The organism is Pseudomonas sp. OV226 (genome assembly GCF_003148705.1).
GTDB lineage: Bacteria > Pseudomonadota > Gammaproteobacteria > Pseudomonadales > Pseudomonadaceae > Aquipseudomonas.
Map to the genome: position 1 here is coordinate 313,034 of NZ_QGGS01000005.1, position 14,699 is coordinate 327,732.

A 14,699-nucleotide genomic window follows, 5' to 3' on the forward strand; every position below is an offset into this window, starting at 1 on the left:
CCCGAGAGAACGGGACAAGGACAAAGGCGTCCTCGCTAGGCAACTAGCGGGACGCCTTTTTTTGTTTGCGCAAAATTGTCGAGCAAGACCTGAAAGCCCTGATGAGGCGGGTCTGAACTCCCCGGAGAACCTGATGAAAAAACTAAAACTGGTGATGATCGGCAACGGCATGGCCGGGGTTCGCACCCTGGAAGAACTGCTCAAGCTGAGCAACGAGCTGTACGACATCACGGTCTTCGGCGCCGAACCTCATACCAACTACAACCGCATCCTGCTGTCGCCAGTACTGGCCGGTGAGCAGACGTTCGAAGAGATCGTGCTCAACGACCTCGACTGGTACCTGGAAAACAACATCAAGCTGTTGCTCAACCGCAAAGTCGTGGAGATCGACCGGGTCAAACGCCGCGTCATCGCCGAAGACGGCACCGAAGCCGAATACGATCGCCTGCTGATCGCCACCGGTTCGACCCCATTCATCTTGCCGATCCCCGGCAACACCTTGCAGGGTGTGATCGGCTACCGCGACATCGCCGATACCCAGGCCATGATCAACACCGCCAAGACCCACAAGCACGCTGTTGTGATCGGTGGAGGCCTGCTGGGCCTGGAAGCCGCCAACGGCCTGATGCTGCGCGGCATGCATGTGACCGTGGTACATATCGGCGAGTGGTTGCTGGAACGACAATTGGACAAGACCAGCGGTCAACTGCTGCAAACCGCCCTCGAAGCGCGCGGCCTGCACTTTCGCCTGCGCGAGCAAACCCAGGCGCTGCACGACGGGGGCAATGGCCGGGTCGGGTCGGTTGAATTCAAGAACGGCGACATCATCCCTGCCGACCTGGTGGTGATGGCCGCTGGCATTCGCCCCAACACCGAACTCGCGGAAAAATCCGGCATCCCCTGCAACCGCGGGATTCTGGTCAATGACACGATGCAAACCTACGACCCGCGGGTCTACGCCATCGGTGAATGCGCCAGCCATCGCGGCATCGCCTACGGCCTCGTCGCGCCCCTGTTCGAGCAAGCCAAAGTCTGCGCCAACCACCTCGCCCAATTGGGCTTCGCCCGCTATCAAGGTTCAGTGACGTCGACCAAATTGAAAGTCACCGGCATCGATCTGTTTTCTGCCGGCGACTTCATGGGCGGCGAAGGCACGGAAACCATCACCCTCTCCGATCCGATCGGCGGGATCTACAAAAAACTGGTGATCAAGGATGACGTGCTGGTCGGCGCCTGCCTGTACGGCGACACGGCCGATGGCGGTTGGTATTTCCGGCAGATTCGTGAGAATCACGCCATCGACGAGATCCGCGATCACCTGATGTTCGGTGAAAACGCTCTAGGTGACGTCGGGCATCAAGGTCAGGACAAAGCCATGAGCATGGCCGATACCGCCGAAGTGTGCGGTTGCAACGGCGTGTGCAAAGGCACCATCGTCAAGGCGATTCAGGAGCACGGACTGTTCAGTGTCGACGAGGTGAAAAAACACACCAAGGCTGCAAGTTCATGCGGCTCCTGCGCAGGGCTGGTGGAGCAGATCCTGATCAACACCGTGGGTGGCGCGGCGGACGTCAAACCGAAAGGCGAAAAAGCCATCTGCGGATGCAGCGACCTCAACCACGGGCAAATCCGCCAAGCCATCCGCGATCAGCATTTGCTGACAATCGCCGGAACCATCAGCTATTTGAACTGGCGCACACCGAATGGCTGCGCCACGTGCCGCCCGGCCCTCAACTACTACCTGATTTCCACCTGGCCGGGTGAGGCAAAGGACGACCCGCAATCACGCCTGATCAACGAACGCGCCCACGCCAACATTCAAAAAGACGGCACCTATTCGGTTGTCCCGCGGATGTGGGGCGGCGTGACCAACCCTTCGGAACTGCGGCGCATCGCCGACGTCGCCGACAAGTACAACGTACCGATGGTCAAGGTCACCGGTGGCCAGCGCATCGACTTGCTGGGGATCAAGAAACAGGACTTGCCGGGCGTCTGGAAAGACCTCGACATGCCATCCGGTCACGCCTACGGCAAATCCATCCGCACCGTGAAGACCTGCGTTGGCAGCGAGTTCTGCCGCTTCGGCACCCAGAACTCCACCCAATTGGGCATCGAACTGGAGCATGACCTGTTCAACATGTGGTCACCGCACAAAGTGAAACTGGCGGTCTCCGGTTGCCCACGCAACTGCTCGGAAGCGGGCATCAAGGACGTAGGAATCATCGGCGTGGATTCCGGCTGGGAGATGTACATCGGCGGCAATGGCGGGATCAAAACCGAAGTCGCCGAGTTCTTCGTCAAGCTGAAAACCGCTGAAGAAGTTCGTGAATACAACGGCGCGTTCTTGCAGCTCTATCGCGAAGAAGCCTTCTACCTGGAGCGCACCGTGCATTACCTGCAACGGGTCGGCATGGAACACATCAAGAAAGCCGTGCTGGAGGACCCGGTGCGGCGCAAGGCACTCAATGATCGCCTGCAATTCTCGCTGTCGTTCGAGCAAGACCCGTGGAAGGAACGCCTGGCGCAGCCGCAGCTGAAAAAAGAGTTCGACGTCATTCCGTTGAAGAACCTGGAGGTGCTGGCATGAACTGGCTGGATATCTGCGCACTGGAAGACATCAATGCCCTGGGCTCGCGGATCATTGCCGGGCCGAAAGGTGATATCGCGATTTTTCGTACAAGCGACGATGAGGTTTTCGCCCTCGACGACCGCTGCCCACACAAGGGCGGGCCGCTGTCACAAGGCTTGGTGTACGGCAAACGCGTGGCCTGCCCGCTGCACAACTGGCAAATCGACCTGGAAACCGGCGAAGCCCTGGCCCCTGACATCGGCTGCGCCCACCATCACTCGGCACGGGTCGAGAATGGTCGGGTGCTGCTGGCCCTGCGGGAAGCAAGCTGATGAACCGTCAAATCACCGCTTCTACCTGCTGCTATTGCGGCGTCGGCTGCGGTGTGCTGATCGAACATGACGACGAGCGCATCCTCGGCGTCAGTGGCGATCCGGCCCACCCGGCCAACTTCGGCAAATTGTGCAGCAAGGGATCAACCCTGCATTTGACCGGTGACCTGACTGCGCGAGCGCTCTATCCCGAACTGCGCCTGGGCAAAGGCCTGGCACGCAGCCGCACCGACTGGGACACCGCCCTCGATCATGCCGCCAGCGTTTTCGCCCGGACCATTGCCGAACACGGCCCGGACAGCGTGGCGTTCTACATTTCCGGGCAATTGCTGACCGAGGACTATTACGCCTTCAACAAACTGGCGCGGGCGTTGGTGGGCACCAACAACATCGACAGCAATTCGCGACTGTGCATGTCGTCGGCGGTGGTCGGCTACAAGCGCAGCCTGGGCGCCGATGCGCCACCGTGCAGTTATGAAGACGTGGAGTTGAGCGACTGCGTGATGATCGTCGGCAGTAACATGGCCTACGCCCACCCGGTACTTTTTCGTCGACTGGAAGAAGCCAAATCCCGCCGACCACAGATGAAAGTCATCGTCATCGATCCGCGTCGCACCGACACGTGCGATCTAGCTGACCTGCACTTGGCGATTCTTCCCGGGACCGATGTCGCCCTGTTCCATGGGATTTTGCACCTGCTGCTGTGGGAAGACTGGATCGACCGAGACTTCATCAAGGCCCACACCGACGGTTTGACCGAGCTGAAAAACCTGGTGCGCGATTACACACCGCAAATGGTTTCGCAGCTGTGTGGAATCAGCGTTGAGCAATTGCAGCAATGCGCCGAATGGGTCGGTACGACACCGAGTTTCCTGTCGTTGTGGTGCATGGGGCTAAACCAGTCCACCGCCGGCAGCGCGAAAAACAGCGCGCTGATCAATTTGCACCTGGCGACCGGGCAAATTGGCCGCCCCGGCGCAGGACCTTTCTCATTGACCGGTCAGCCGAACGCCATGGGCGGGCGGGAAACCGGCAGTCTGTCGAACCTGCTGCCAGGGCATCGCGACGCCGCCAACCCTGAGCATCGTGCCGATGTAGCGGCTTACTGGGGCGTCGATCAACTGCCTGAGAACCCTGGGCTGACGGCCATCGAGCTGTTTGACCTGGTCGGCCGCGGAAAAATAAAAGCACTGTGGATCGCTTGCACCAACCCCGCACAATCACTGCCTGATCAGACGGCTGTGCGTGCGGCACTTGAAACCTGCCCGTTCGTGGTGCTGCAAGAAGCGTTTCGTACCACTGAAACCGCCGGGTTTGCCGACCTGTTGTTGCCCGCTGCGAGCTGGGGTGAAAAGGAAGGCACCGTCACCAATTCGGAACGGCGTATTTCCCACGTCCGCCGGGCAATCGTCGCACCTGGTTCCGCGCGCCCGGACTGGGCGATCACGGTGGATTTCGCGCAGCGGCTGGAAAAACATTTACGCCCCGAATCCCCAAGTTTGTTTGCCTTTGAAACACCGGCGCAGGTGTTCGACGAATACAAATTACTGACCCGCGGCCGTGATCTGGACTTGTCCGGGGTCAGCCATGCGCTGATCGACCAGCTCGGCCCGCAGCAATGGCCATTTCCGACCGGCGCCCGCCAAGGTACCGCCCGCCTCTATCTCGACGGTATCTTCCCGACTGCCAGCGGCCGCGCGCAATTCGTCGCCGACCCGTATCGCGCCGCCAAGGAACAACGGGATGCGCGTTTCCCACTGACGCTGATCACCGGTCGCCTGCGCGATCAATGGCACGGCATGAGCCGTACCGGCACTGCGGCGCAGCTGTTCGGTCATGTCAGCGAAGCGGTGTTGAGCCTGCACCCGGACGAGTTGCGCAGGCATCGCCTGCAACCAGGTGACTTGATCAGCCTGAAAAGCCGTCGCGGCGCCGTGATCGTGCCAGTCTCCAGCGATGACAGCGTGCGCCCGGGGCAGGCGTTTTTGCCGATGCATTTTGGTGACCGCTTCCTCAAGGGAGGTGTAAACACCCTCACCCTTGCGGCCTTCGATCCACTGTCGAAACAACCGGAACTCAAGCACAGCGGTGTGCGCCTTGAGCCCGTGCATTTGCCATGGCACCTGTTTGCGCTGATCGAGGGAGACATCCCACAGCATTTTGAGAGCCTACGCACCCTCTGCGAGGCGTTTTCCTACGCCAGCCTCAGCCTTGCCGGCCGTGAGCGCCCCGCGCTGCTGATACGCGCTGCCAGCGCCTTCGCGCCAGCCCCGAAACTGCTGCGTGACATTGATGAGTGCCTCGGGCTCCTCGATGGACCGGTTTTGGCATACGACGATCCACGGCGCTCCATCGGCAAGCGAGTGCGGATCGAGAACGGGCGCATCACCGCTATTCGCCTGGCGGGTGAAACTCTCGCCCAACACTGGTTGCAAAGCCTGTGGCTCGAAGGTCGCGCCGATGAGCAACTGCGGCGCTGGCTGCTCGCGCCCCTGAGCGCACCGCCGGGGCAGATCGATGCCGCCTCGATCGGCAACAAAACCCTGTGCAACTGCAAAAACGTCAGCCAAAACGCAGTCTGCGCCGGTATCCGCCGTGGCCTGGACTTGCAAGGTTTGAAACAGGAATTGGGTTGCGGCACGCAATGCGGTTCGTGCGTCCCGGAAATCAAGCGTTTGCTGGCTGCTACTGCGCAGCCGGTCGCCGTCATCTCGTGAGGAAAACACTATGAGCGCAAAAGTCTGGCTGGTGGGTGCGGGTCCCGGCGACCCTGAATTACTGACGCTCAAGGCTGTGCGGGCACTGAGGGAAGCGGATGTGGTGCTGATCGACGATCTGGTCAACGAAGCGGTGCTGGAGCATTGCCCCAATGCGCGAATTATTCAGGTGGGTAAACGTGGCGGCTGCCGCTCAACCCCTCAAGCGTTCATTCACCGCCTGATGCTGCGTTATGCCCGACAGGGCAAATGCGTGGTACGGCTCAAGGGTGGTGATCCGTGCATCTTCGGTCGAGGTGGCGAAGAGGCGCAGTGGTTGCGCGAACGCGGGGTCGATACCGAATTGGTCAATGGCATCACCGCCGGGCTGGCAGGCGCGACGCAACGCGATATTCCGTTGACCTTGAGGGGCGTTGCCCGAGGAGTGACGTTGGTCACCGCCCACACCCAGGATGGCAGCAGCCTGAACTGGCAGGCACTGGCCCAAGGTGGCACGACGCTGGTGGTTTACATGGGGGTGGCGAAGCTCAGCGAGATACGCGAGCAATTGTTGGCCGGCGCGATGGCGGCAGATACGCCGGTGGCGATGATCGAAAACGCATCGCTGCCGCATCAACGGGAATGCCGCAGCACCCTGTCAGCCATGGAAGTAGATGCCGGCGCCTTTGAGTTGAAAAGCCCGGCCATTCTGGTGATCGGCGCAGTAGCGGCCAGTGCAACTCAATCCCTGTGGGGGTGTGAGTCACTGCGAAGACAAGTAAATCAATCTGAGTAGTTCTGACTTGCCTCACCAAATCGCAGACAAAGAAAAGCCCGGCCTAAGCCGGGCTTTTCTCAGAGCTTAAGGCTAATTACTTGCCTTTAGCTTCAACCTGCGCTTCTACGCGACGGTTTACAGCGCGACCTTCTGCAGTTTTGTTGTCAGCAACTGGGCGGGATTCGCCGTAGCCAACAGACTGAACGCGGGAGGATTCAACACCGTACTGGTTGGTCAGAACTTGTTTAACGGCGTTTGCACGACGCTCAGACAGTTTCTGGTTGTAAGCGTCAGGACCGACGTTGTCGGTGTGACCTTCAACAGTAGTGGTGGTCGATGGGTACTGCTTCATGAAATCAGCCAGGTTCTTGATGTCGCCGTAGCTGTTTGGCTTGACTACCGACTTGTCGAAGTCGAATTTCACGTCCAGCTCAACACGAACAACTTCAGCAACTGCCGGGCAGCCATCAGCGTCAACAGTTACGTTGGCTGGGGTGTCTGGGCACTTGTCAACGTTGTCGCACACGCCATCGTTGTCGCTGTCGGAGCAGACTTCTGGAGCTGGAGCTGCAGCGACTGGCTTGTTGCCGCCACCGAAGTTAACACCCAGACCTACGGAAGGAATGTAATCCCACTTGCCGTTGTCCAGTTTGTAGTCAGCTTCTACGCCAGCACGTGCGTAAACGTTTTCTACGAAGTAGTACTTAACGCCAGCGCCAGCAGTCAGGAAAGTCGACTGGTCACGGCCGCTGTGGCCGTCAGCTTGAACGTTGCTCATGCTGCCGTGCTTAACACCACCTTGAACGTAAGGACGCAGAGCGTCGCCGGCGTTGTTGAAGTGGTACTGAGCGTTCAGACCGAAGCTGTCGCCTTCGATTTTCTGCTTGCCAGTGTTGTTGTTCGAACGGGTGTAGTCTTCAGCGTTGTAGGTGAAGTTCAACGATACGTCGTCGGTCAAGAAGTAACCGATGGAGGCGCCAGGAGTGTAGCCGTCTTCAACGTTCTTAACGCTGTCGTTGTACTTCTTCCCGTAGTTGAGCTCGCCTTCAACTGCGCCTTGGCCTTGTGCCAGAGCGCCGAAAGAAGTAGCGGCAATAAGAGTACCAATGGCCAAGCCCAAGGTGTTTTTCAGTTTCATCCGTTAAATCCCCATCTGGTGATTGTAAAGCAGTCCCTCAAACCGGGGGACAACTCGGCGGCAAGTCTATCAGAACTTGCCTACACGTAAGAGATATTTGCGCTGAACTAAGTTTCAGCAATGCCTGCAAATTTCTCACGCAATTTATCTAGAGCACGTTTATACCGCATTTTTGTCGCACTCAATCCCATATGCATGATATCCGCGATCTCTTGAAATTCCAGCTCTGCGACAAATCGTAGCACCAGAATTTCACGGTCAATCGGATTTACATACACCAGCCAGCGATCAAGTCCACCCTTATCCTCAGGTTTCGGCGTCTTCTCTTCAGACGCTTCCTCGAGGGGGTCCAGACTCAAAGCGTCCATCAAGCGACGCTTTCGCCGTTCCTTCCGATACTGTGTGATGCATTCGTTGTACGTGATGCTATATAGCCATGTCTTGAACTTCGATTTACCCTCAAAGTTCTTCAGGCCATACAGCACCTTCAACATGACCTCCTGACAGACATCATCTGCGTCGCGATCGTTCCCAAGGTATCGGGCACAGACGTTAAATAATGTTCGCTGGTAACGCCGCATCAGTTCTTCATAGGCGCGCGTTACGTGAAACAGCTCGGTGTGCGAGCGCGCGACCAACTCCTCATCAGAGAGCTCGCGGGGGTCGTAGCGCGTGGAGAGCGATTGAGCTTTATTCAAAACAAGTCGGGCCGACAGTCAGGTCAATGTCCGCCGCAGCCCCTCAGGGCATTTTGCGGCGGCGTACATTAGCAGGGTTTGCCGGGTTAGCGGCTACTCACATGCTGCTCCAGGAGAATCCGATTTGAGAGAGAGACTAGCTCACCCTCATCGGTCAGCAATGTGGTTTTAACCGTGCCGATCTCTTCGATCTGGCCTTCGACCTCGCCAACACGCACTTGTTGCCCAACCTGATACAACTCACGCACATAGATTCCCGCAAGAATCTGACCGGCAATTTCCCGGCTTCCCAAACCCATGGCCAACGCTACCGCCAGACCAACGGTAATCAATACGATAACGATCACATGGTTGAGCAGGTCAGTCTTGACCTCCAACTGGCTGATCGCTACCGAGATACTGATGATGATCACCAGGCCCTGAGCAATACGTCCCAACCCGGAAGCATAGTCTAGACCTACGCCTTCTGCTGCGCCGCGCACCAATCCATTGGCCAGTTGTGCCAGCAAGACACCCACCAACAGGACCAGCGCCGCACCGAACACCTTCGGCAAATAGAGCGCAAGCATATCCAGCGTAGCTGAAACTCGTTCAAGTCCAAGGGATTCCGCTGCAGAAACCAGAAAAATAAGCAGAACGAACCAATAGACAATCTTGCCGATCAAGGTAGAGATCGGTACTTGAAGACCGGCCCGGGACAGTAATTTAGTCAGACCGGTACCGCCCATCAGGCGATCAAGACCCAGTTTGGCCAGCAGCTTGGACAGCAAAGTGTCCAAAAGTTTCGCCACGACAAATCCCAACAGCAGCACGACCAGTGCGCCGAACAGGTTCGGAATGAAGTTCGCAACCTTGGTCCATAACGCAGTCATTGCAGTGACGAGGCTCTGAGTCCAGAGATCAAGTTCCATATTCAATCAGCCTTATCAGCAGTGCGAACGGTAGGTTTACGGTGACGGGATACCGGCGAGATGTGGGCCGAGCCGTTATTGAGGGCGATCATCAGCGCGGGCAACCAGCGGCCCAGCAGGCTGAACAGATCACCGGCGCCGACCTGGCGGTTGGCGGTTTTCAGTACACGCCCAAGGCACGCATCGTCGTCCCGGGTGGACGGTGATGCATTGAGCATGTCGCGCAAAGACTGTTCAAACGGATCGTGCATACGCACCTCTCGTGATGTCTGTGAAAGACGCGGTCAAATTTGCTCGGGTCACATGCCGCATGCTCAGACCCAGCGCAAACGTCGAAATAACCACCACTGCCCGACCGCCACCGAAACCATCATCAGGCACGCAATCAGGAAGCCATACGGACTGGCCGAGAACGGAATCCCACCCACATTGATCCCCAGAAGACCGGTCAAAAAACTCATCGGCAAAAAGATCCCGGTGATGATCCCGAAGCGGTACATCGTGCGATTCATCCGCACGCTCAAGCGTCTGTCTTCAGCCTCGAGAACCAGGCCCACCCGCTCGCGGGTCAATTCCAGCTCTTCCAGATACCGGGTCAGGCTGTTGTTCAATTCGTTCCAGTAATCCGCATCGTCGTCGACGAACCAGGGCAATTTGATCCGTGTCAGCTGACCGAATATATCTCGCTGCGGCGCCAGGAAGCGTTTCAGCGCTGCGGCCCTGCGACGGATCTGCAAAATGGCTCCGTGCTCGGGAGTATACCGTTCGTCGGCATCCAGTTTTTCCTCTTCGTCATCGACCACTTCCGAGAGGCAACTGACCAGATCCTGCACTTTGTTGGTGAGGTACTGCGCCATATAGAGAACGAGTTCGGAGGCCGTTTTTGGCCCTTTGCCTTCGGCGAGCTGCACCAGCAATTCATCGGTTGCGCGCAATGGGCGCAATCGCAAGGAAATAACACGCTGGGCCGATGCAAAAATCCGCACCGAGACCATGTCTTCCGGTTCAGCGCCGGGGTTCAGGTTGACCCCGCGCAGAAACAGCAACAGTTCGGCATCCGGCAACGGCAACAGGCGCGGCCGGGTGTTTTCTTCGAGCAGAAGGTCACAGCTGAATTCACTCAAACCACTGGATTTACGCAGCCAGGTCTGAGTTTGCGGGTGACTGCGATCCCAGTGCAGCCACAGACTTTCATAAGCCTGAAGCTGCAAGTCATCGAGTTCAGTCCGGGCTATCGAACGCGCACCGCCTTTACCGTCCAGCACCAGGGCATGCACCAGGCCCCATTGCGCGTTTTCTTCCTCGAACATCCTCACTCCTTTGTTGGCAACGCTTTATTCAGGCATTTTCAGCGGGCTTGGCGAGATAATCACGCCATTGTTGTCCGCATAGATGTAATGGCCTGGATGGAACGTCACGCCCGCAAAGGTCACCGCAACATTGAGATCGCCAATACCGCGCTTGTCGGTTTTCATCGGGTGACTGGCCAGGGCCTGCACGCCCAGATCGGTCTGTGCAATGACGTCGACATCACGAATGCAACCGTAGATCACCAGCCCTTCCCAACCGTTTTTCGCGGCTTTCTCGGCGATCATGTCGCCCAGCAGCGCACGACGCAGGGAACCGCCACCGTCGACTACCAACACCTTGCCATTGCCCTTGAGCTCGGCTTGTTCCTTGACCAGCGAGTTGTCTTCGAAGCACTTGATGGTCACGATTTCGCCGCCGAACGAATCACGGCCACCGAAATTGCTGAACATCGGTTCCAGCACCTGCACCAGCTCCGGATAGGCGTCGCACAGGTCAGGCGTGAGGTAATGATTCATCGAGAAACTCCTGTAAAAAAGAAGACAGTCGAGTTGGCCGCGCTGAATGAAACGTTAATTCAGTCACTGAAAATGACCAGAACAGCACAATGCGTCATATCTTAGCCTCAAGCCGACCAGAGCGAAATGCCCTTGTTAGAGCATCGGGCTCAAATGGCCGCGGCCAGATCCGGCTTGTCGCCCAACAATGGCGTCAGTTGATCGCCCAACCAACGGGCCACCAACGGCCAGACCTCTGCCTGAGCCGCTTTGCTGACGAGCATTTCCACGTGACCGAAATTGTCGCCAAAGCCATGCTCACGCCCAAGGTTCATGAACTGCTTGTGTTCGCTACCAATCTGCTCGAACAGTTTGTGGCATGCCCACGTCGGGTCCTGATGATCGCCAACCGCGCTCACCGCTAACACCGGCACCTGAACGTTGGCCAATCCGGCCCACCAGTCCTTGTCGACATCGCCAAAGCGCCCGAACAAACCGTACCAACGCATGCTTTCCAGGGCCAGGCCAATCGGCTCGTCTTCCGGGCCACGCTTGAGCCGTGAGCCCGACAGCTGCGCAAAGCGCTTGAGAATGAAGCGTCCGCCCCACTCCACCGGGGGAATCTTCAACGGCCAGTAAGTGCGGCTGACTTGCGTGCCGAAAAACGCCGCAGACGCCACCACAGGCTCACCGATGTACTCACCGCTCAATGCCGCCGCCAGGGTAATCCCGCCCAGCGAGTGACCGATCCAATGCGGGACCTGGCCACTTTGCTCGCGCACAAAAGCACCGATGGCCGGCAGGTCGTAACGAGCGTAGTCGGCGACGCGGTTCTTGCGGTAGTTCTGATTGCGCTGGGACAGGCCATGGCCGCGCATTTCCGGAATCCATACATCAAACCCCAGACGCGTCAGATAAGCGCCCAACCCCAAGCCTTTCGGGGAAAACCAGAAGCGTCGATTGGAAAAGCTGCCGTGCAACAGAATCACCGGCACGCCACGCACCGCCGCTTCATCGGCCATGCCCAGTCGCGTGACGGCCAATTCAACGGTGCCATCAGGGCTGTTGCCCGGCTTCAAACGGTAAACGTCTTCGCTCAGATCGCCGCGCCGTTCGGCGCTGATCAGGGCGACAGGAAATAGGTTGCTGCTGCTTTGCATAATGCTCTTGCACAAAAAAGGGCGGCATCCAGAGGAGCCCGCCCTACTCAAATCTTAAAGCCCCGGCCACTTGACCGGGGCTTCATTCACATCAAGCCTGCGCCTGACCCTCAGCCAGGAAGAACCAGGTTTCCAGTACGGAATCGGGGTTCAACGAAACGCTTTCAATGCCCTGCTCCATCAGCCACTTGGCCAGGTCCGGGTGGTCCGAAGGACCCTGACCGCAAATGCCGATGTACTTGCCGGCCTTGTTGCACGCGGCGATGGCGTTGGCCAGTAGCTTCTTGACCGCCGGATTACGCTCATCGAACAGGTGCGCGATGATCCCGGAGTCACGGTCCAGGCCCAGCGTCAGCTGAGTCAGGTCGTTGGAACCGATCGAGAAGCCGTCGAAGAATTCGAGGAATTCTTCAGCCAGGATCGCGTTGGACGGCAGTTCGCACATCATGATGATGCGCAGACCGTTTTCGCCGCGAGCCAGACCGTTTTCGGCCAGCAGATCGATCACTTGGCTGGCTTCGCCCAGGGTACGGACGAACGGCACCATGATTTCGACGTTGGTCAGACCCATCTCGTTGCGCACGCGTTTGAGCGCGCGGCACTCGAGTTCGAAGCAGTCACGGAACGATTCGCTGATGTAACGCGAGGCGCCACGGAAGCCCAGCATCGGGTTTTCTTCTTCCGGCTCGTAGAGCTTGCCGCCGATCAGGTTCGCGTATTCGTTGGACTTGAAGTCCGACAGACGCACGATGACCTTTTTCGGCGTGAACGCTGCAGCCAGGGTGCTGATGCCTTCCACCAGTTTGTCGACGTAGAAGTCGACCGGGTCGTTGTAACCGGCGATGCGCTTGTCGACGCTGTCCTTGATGTCCTGCGGCAGGCCGTCGTAGTTCAACAACGCTTTCGGGTGAACACCGATCATGCGGTTGATGATGAACTCCAGACGGGCCAGGCCCACACCGGCGTTCGGCAGCTGCGCGAAGTCGAAGGCGCGGTCGGGGTTGCCGACGTTCATCATGATTTTGAACGGCAGGTCCGGCATCGCGTCGACGGAGTTCTTCTTGATGTCGAAGCCCAGTTCGCCTTCGAAGATGTAACCGGTGTCGCCTTCAGCGCAGGAAACGGTCACGCCCTGGCCGTCTTTCAACAGCTGGGTGGCGTTGCCGCAACCGACCACGGCCGGGATGCCCAGCTCGCGAGCGATGATCGCCGCGTGGCAGGTACGACCGCCACGGTTGGTGACGATGGCGCTGGCGCGCTTCATGACCGGCTCCCAGTCCGGGTCGGTCATGTCGGAAACCAGCACGTCGCCCGGCTGGACTTTGTCCATCTCGGACACGTCCTTGATGATGCGAACCTTGCCGGCGCCAATGCGCTGGCCAATGGCACGACCTTCAACCAGCACGGTGCCGGTTTCTTTCAGCAGGTAACGCTCCATGACGTTAGCCTGGGTACGACTCTTCACGGTTTCAGGGCGAGCCTGAACGATGTAGAGCTTGCCGTCGTCGCCGTCTTTGGCCCATTCGATGTCCATCGGGCACTGGTAGTGCTTCTCGATGATCATCGCTTGCTTGGCCAGCTCGCTGACTTCGGCGTCGCTCAGGCAGAAACGTGCGCGATCAGCCTTGTCGACGTCGATGGTCTTGACCGATTTACCGGCCGTGGCGACTTCGCCGTAGATCATCTTGATGGCTTTGCTGCCCAGGTTGCGGCGCAGGATGGCTGGGCGACCAGCGGCCAGCGTGCCTTTGTGGACGTAGAACTCATCCGGGTTCACGGCGCCTTGTACGACGGTTTCACCCAGGCCGTAGGCGCCGGTGATGAACACCACGTCACGGAAACCCGATTCGGTATCGAGGGTGAACATCACACCGGCAGTGCCGGTTTCGGAGCGGACCATGCGCTGAACGCCGGCCGACAGGGCCACCAGCTTGTGGTCGAAGCCCTGGTGCACGCGATAGGAAATCGCACGGTCGTTGAACAGGGAAGCGAACACCTCTTTGGCGGCGCGGATAACGTTTTCCACACCACGGATGTTCAGGAAGGTTTCTTGCTGACCGGCGAAGGAAGCGTCCGGCAAGTCTTCGGCGGTAGCGGAAGAGCGCACGGCCACGGCCATGTCAGGGTTGCCGACCGACAGCGTGGCGAACGCGGTGCGGATCTCGGCGTTGAGCTTCTCGGGGAATTCGGCTTCCATGATCCATTGACGGATCTGGGCGCCAGTGCGGGCCAGGGCGTTGACATCGTCGACATCCAGGGCATCGAGGGCGGCGTGGATCTGATCGTTCAAGCCGCTCAGTTCCAGAAAATCACGATAAGCCTGAGCTGTCGTGGCGAATCCACCGGGCACCGAAACACCGGCACCTGCCAGGTTACTGATCATCTCGCCCAGGGATGCGTTCTTGCCCCCCACATGCTCAACATCGTGTTTGCCGAGCTTATCGAGGGAAACTACGTACTCTACCAAGGTGATCTCTCCACTAACTGTGTTGGAAAAGCTCAGGAGCCGGCTGCTCGGAGGAGCGTTTGCCAGCTGTATGGCCTGGACCTGGAAAATAAGTGAGAATGCGGGCCACTGGCGGCCAACAAACCGCGCCTATCATATCCAAGAT

General features: G+C 58.4%; 12 protein-coding genes. 4 read left to right on the forward strand and 8 right to left on the reverse strand.

Annotation, left to right across the window (positions count from 1 at the left end; all coding sequences use genetic code 11):
• Positions 1 to 133: 133 nt before the first annotated feature.
• From nirB to cobA, 4 genes are read left to right on the forward strand one after another with little or no spacing between them, the layout of a single operon-like run.
• Positions 134 to 2,587 (forward strand): nitrite reductase large subunit NirB, encoded by a 2,454-nt coding sequence (gene nirB / locus C7534_RS12680; RefSeq protein ID WP_109785969.1) that lies wholly within the window; start codon positions 134 to 136, stop codon positions 2,585 to 2,587.
• The gene (gene nirD, locus C7534_RS12685; RefSeq protein WP_046027048.1) at positions 2,584 to 2,901 is read left to right on the forward strand and encodes a nitrite reductase small subunit NirD; all 318 of its coding nucleotides are present in this window, start codon (positions 2,584 to 2,586) and stop codon (positions 2,899 to 2,901) included. Before nirB ends, nirD begins: the two co-directional genes overlap by 4 nt.
• Positions 2,901 to 5,618: a nitrate reductase gene (locus tag C7534_RS12690; RefSeq protein ID WP_109785970.1), complete on the forward strand. Its 2,718-nt coding sequence runs from the start codon at positions 2,901 to 2,903 to the stop codon at positions 5,616 to 5,618. Before nirD ends, C7534_RS12690 begins: the two co-directional genes overlap by 1 nt.
• Before the next feature lie 10 nt (positions 5,619 to 5,628).
• The gene (gene cobA / locus C7534_RS12695) at positions 5,629 to 6,393 is read left to right on the forward strand and encodes a uroporphyrinogen-III C-methyltransferase (protein ID WP_109785971.1); all 765 of its coding nucleotides are present in this window, start codon (positions 5,629 to 5,631) and stop codon (positions 6,391 to 6,393) included.
• Between the two features lie 76 nt (positions 6,394 to 6,469).
• On the opposite strand, the gene C7534_RS12700 is transcribed toward cobA, so the two are convergent.
• The 8 genes from C7534_RS12700 to ppsA form a co-directional block, all read right to left on the reverse strand.
• Positions 6,470 to 7,513, reverse strand: coding sequence for an OmpA family protein (locus tag C7534_RS12700; protein WP_109785972.1), 1,044 nt, complete (start codon positions 7,511 to 7,513; stop codon positions 6,470 to 6,472).
• A gap of 107 nt (positions 7,514 to 7,620) precedes the next feature.
• A complete protein-coding gene (gene sigX / locus C7534_RS12705; RefSeq protein ID WP_010456518.1) occupies positions 7,621 to 8,211 on the reverse strand; it encodes an RNA polymerase sigma factor SigX in 591 nt (196 codons plus the stop codon).
• An 86-nt stretch (positions 8,212 to 8,297) separates the two neighbouring features.
• A complete protein-coding gene (locus C7534_RS12710) occupies positions 8,298 to 9,122 on the reverse strand; it encodes a mechanosensitive ion channel family protein (RefSeq protein ID WP_008048604.1) in 825 nt (274 codons plus the stop codon).
• Positions 9,123 to 9,124: 2 nt separating this feature from the next.
• Positions 9,125 to 9,373, reverse strand: coding sequence for a hypothetical protein (locus C7534_RS12715; RefSeq protein ID WP_046027052.1), 249 nt, complete (start codon positions 9,371 to 9,373; stop codon positions 9,125 to 9,127).
• A gap of 63 nt (positions 9,374 to 9,436) precedes the next feature.
• Positions 9,437 to 10,432, reverse strand: a complete 996-nt coding sequence (locus C7534_RS12720; protein WP_046027053.1) for a zinc transporter ZntB — start codon at positions 10,430 to 10,432, stop codon at positions 9,437 to 9,439.
• Between the two features lie 24 nt (positions 10,433 to 10,456).
• Entirely contained in the window at positions 10,457 to 10,948 is a 492-nt protein-coding gene (gene rraA, locus C7534_RS12725; protein WP_027922555.1) for a ribonuclease E activity regulator RraA, read from the reverse strand.
• A gap of 149 nt (positions 10,949 to 11,097) precedes the next feature.
• The gene (locus C7534_RS12730; protein ID WP_109785973.1) at positions 11,098 to 12,087 is read right to left on the reverse strand and encodes an alpha/beta fold hydrolase; all 990 of its coding nucleotides are present in this window, start codon (positions 12,085 to 12,087) and stop codon (positions 11,098 to 11,100) included.
• A 91-nt stretch (positions 12,088 to 12,178) separates the two neighbouring features.
• A complete protein-coding gene (ppsA, locus tag C7534_RS12735) occupies positions 12,179 to 14,554 on the reverse strand; it encodes a phosphoenolpyruvate synthase (RefSeq protein ID WP_109785974.1) in 2,376 nt (791 codons plus the stop codon).
• Positions 14,555 to 14,699 lie beyond the last annotated feature (145 nt).

Bases quoted from the DNA above. Each gene is read 5' to 3' on its own strand.
- nirB (WP_109785969.1), top strand. From the start codon at position 134: ATGAAAAAACTAAAACTGGTGATGATCGGCAACGGCATGGCCGGGGTT.
- nirD (WP_046027048.1), top strand. From the start codon at position 2,584: ATGAACTGGCTGGATATCTGCGCACTGGAAGACATCAATGCCCTGGGC.
- C7534_RS12690 (WP_109785970.1), top strand. From the start codon at position 2,901: ATGAACCGTCAAATCACCGCTTCTACCTGCTGCTATTGCGGCGTCGGC.
- cobA (WP_109785971.1), top strand. From the start codon at position 5,629: ATGAGCGCAAAAGTCTGGCTGGTGGGTGCGGGTCCCGGCGACCCTGAA.
- C7534_RS12700 (WP_109785972.1), bottom strand. From the start codon at position 7,513: ATGAAACTGAAAAACACCTTGGGCTTGGCCATTGGTACTCTTATTGCC.
- C7534_RS12710 (WP_008048604.1), bottom strand. From the start codon at position 9,122: ATGGAACTTGATCTCTGGACTCAGAGCCTCGTCACTGCAATGACTGCG.
- C7534_RS12715 (WP_046027052.1), bottom strand. From the start codon at position 9,373: ATGCACGATCCGTTTGAACAGTCTTTGCGCGACATGCTCAATGCATCA.
- C7534_RS12720 (WP_046027053.1), bottom strand. From the start codon at position 10,432: ATGTTCGAGGAAGAAAACGCGCAATGGGGCCTGGTGCATGCCCTGGTG.
- rraA (WP_027922555.1), bottom strand. From the start codon at position 10,948: ATGAATCATTACCTCACGCCTGACCTGTGCGACGCCTATCCGGAGCTG.
- C7534_RS12730 (WP_109785973.1), bottom strand. From the start codon at position 12,087: ATGCAAAGCAGCAGCAACCTATTTCCTGTCGCCCTGATCAGCGCCGAA.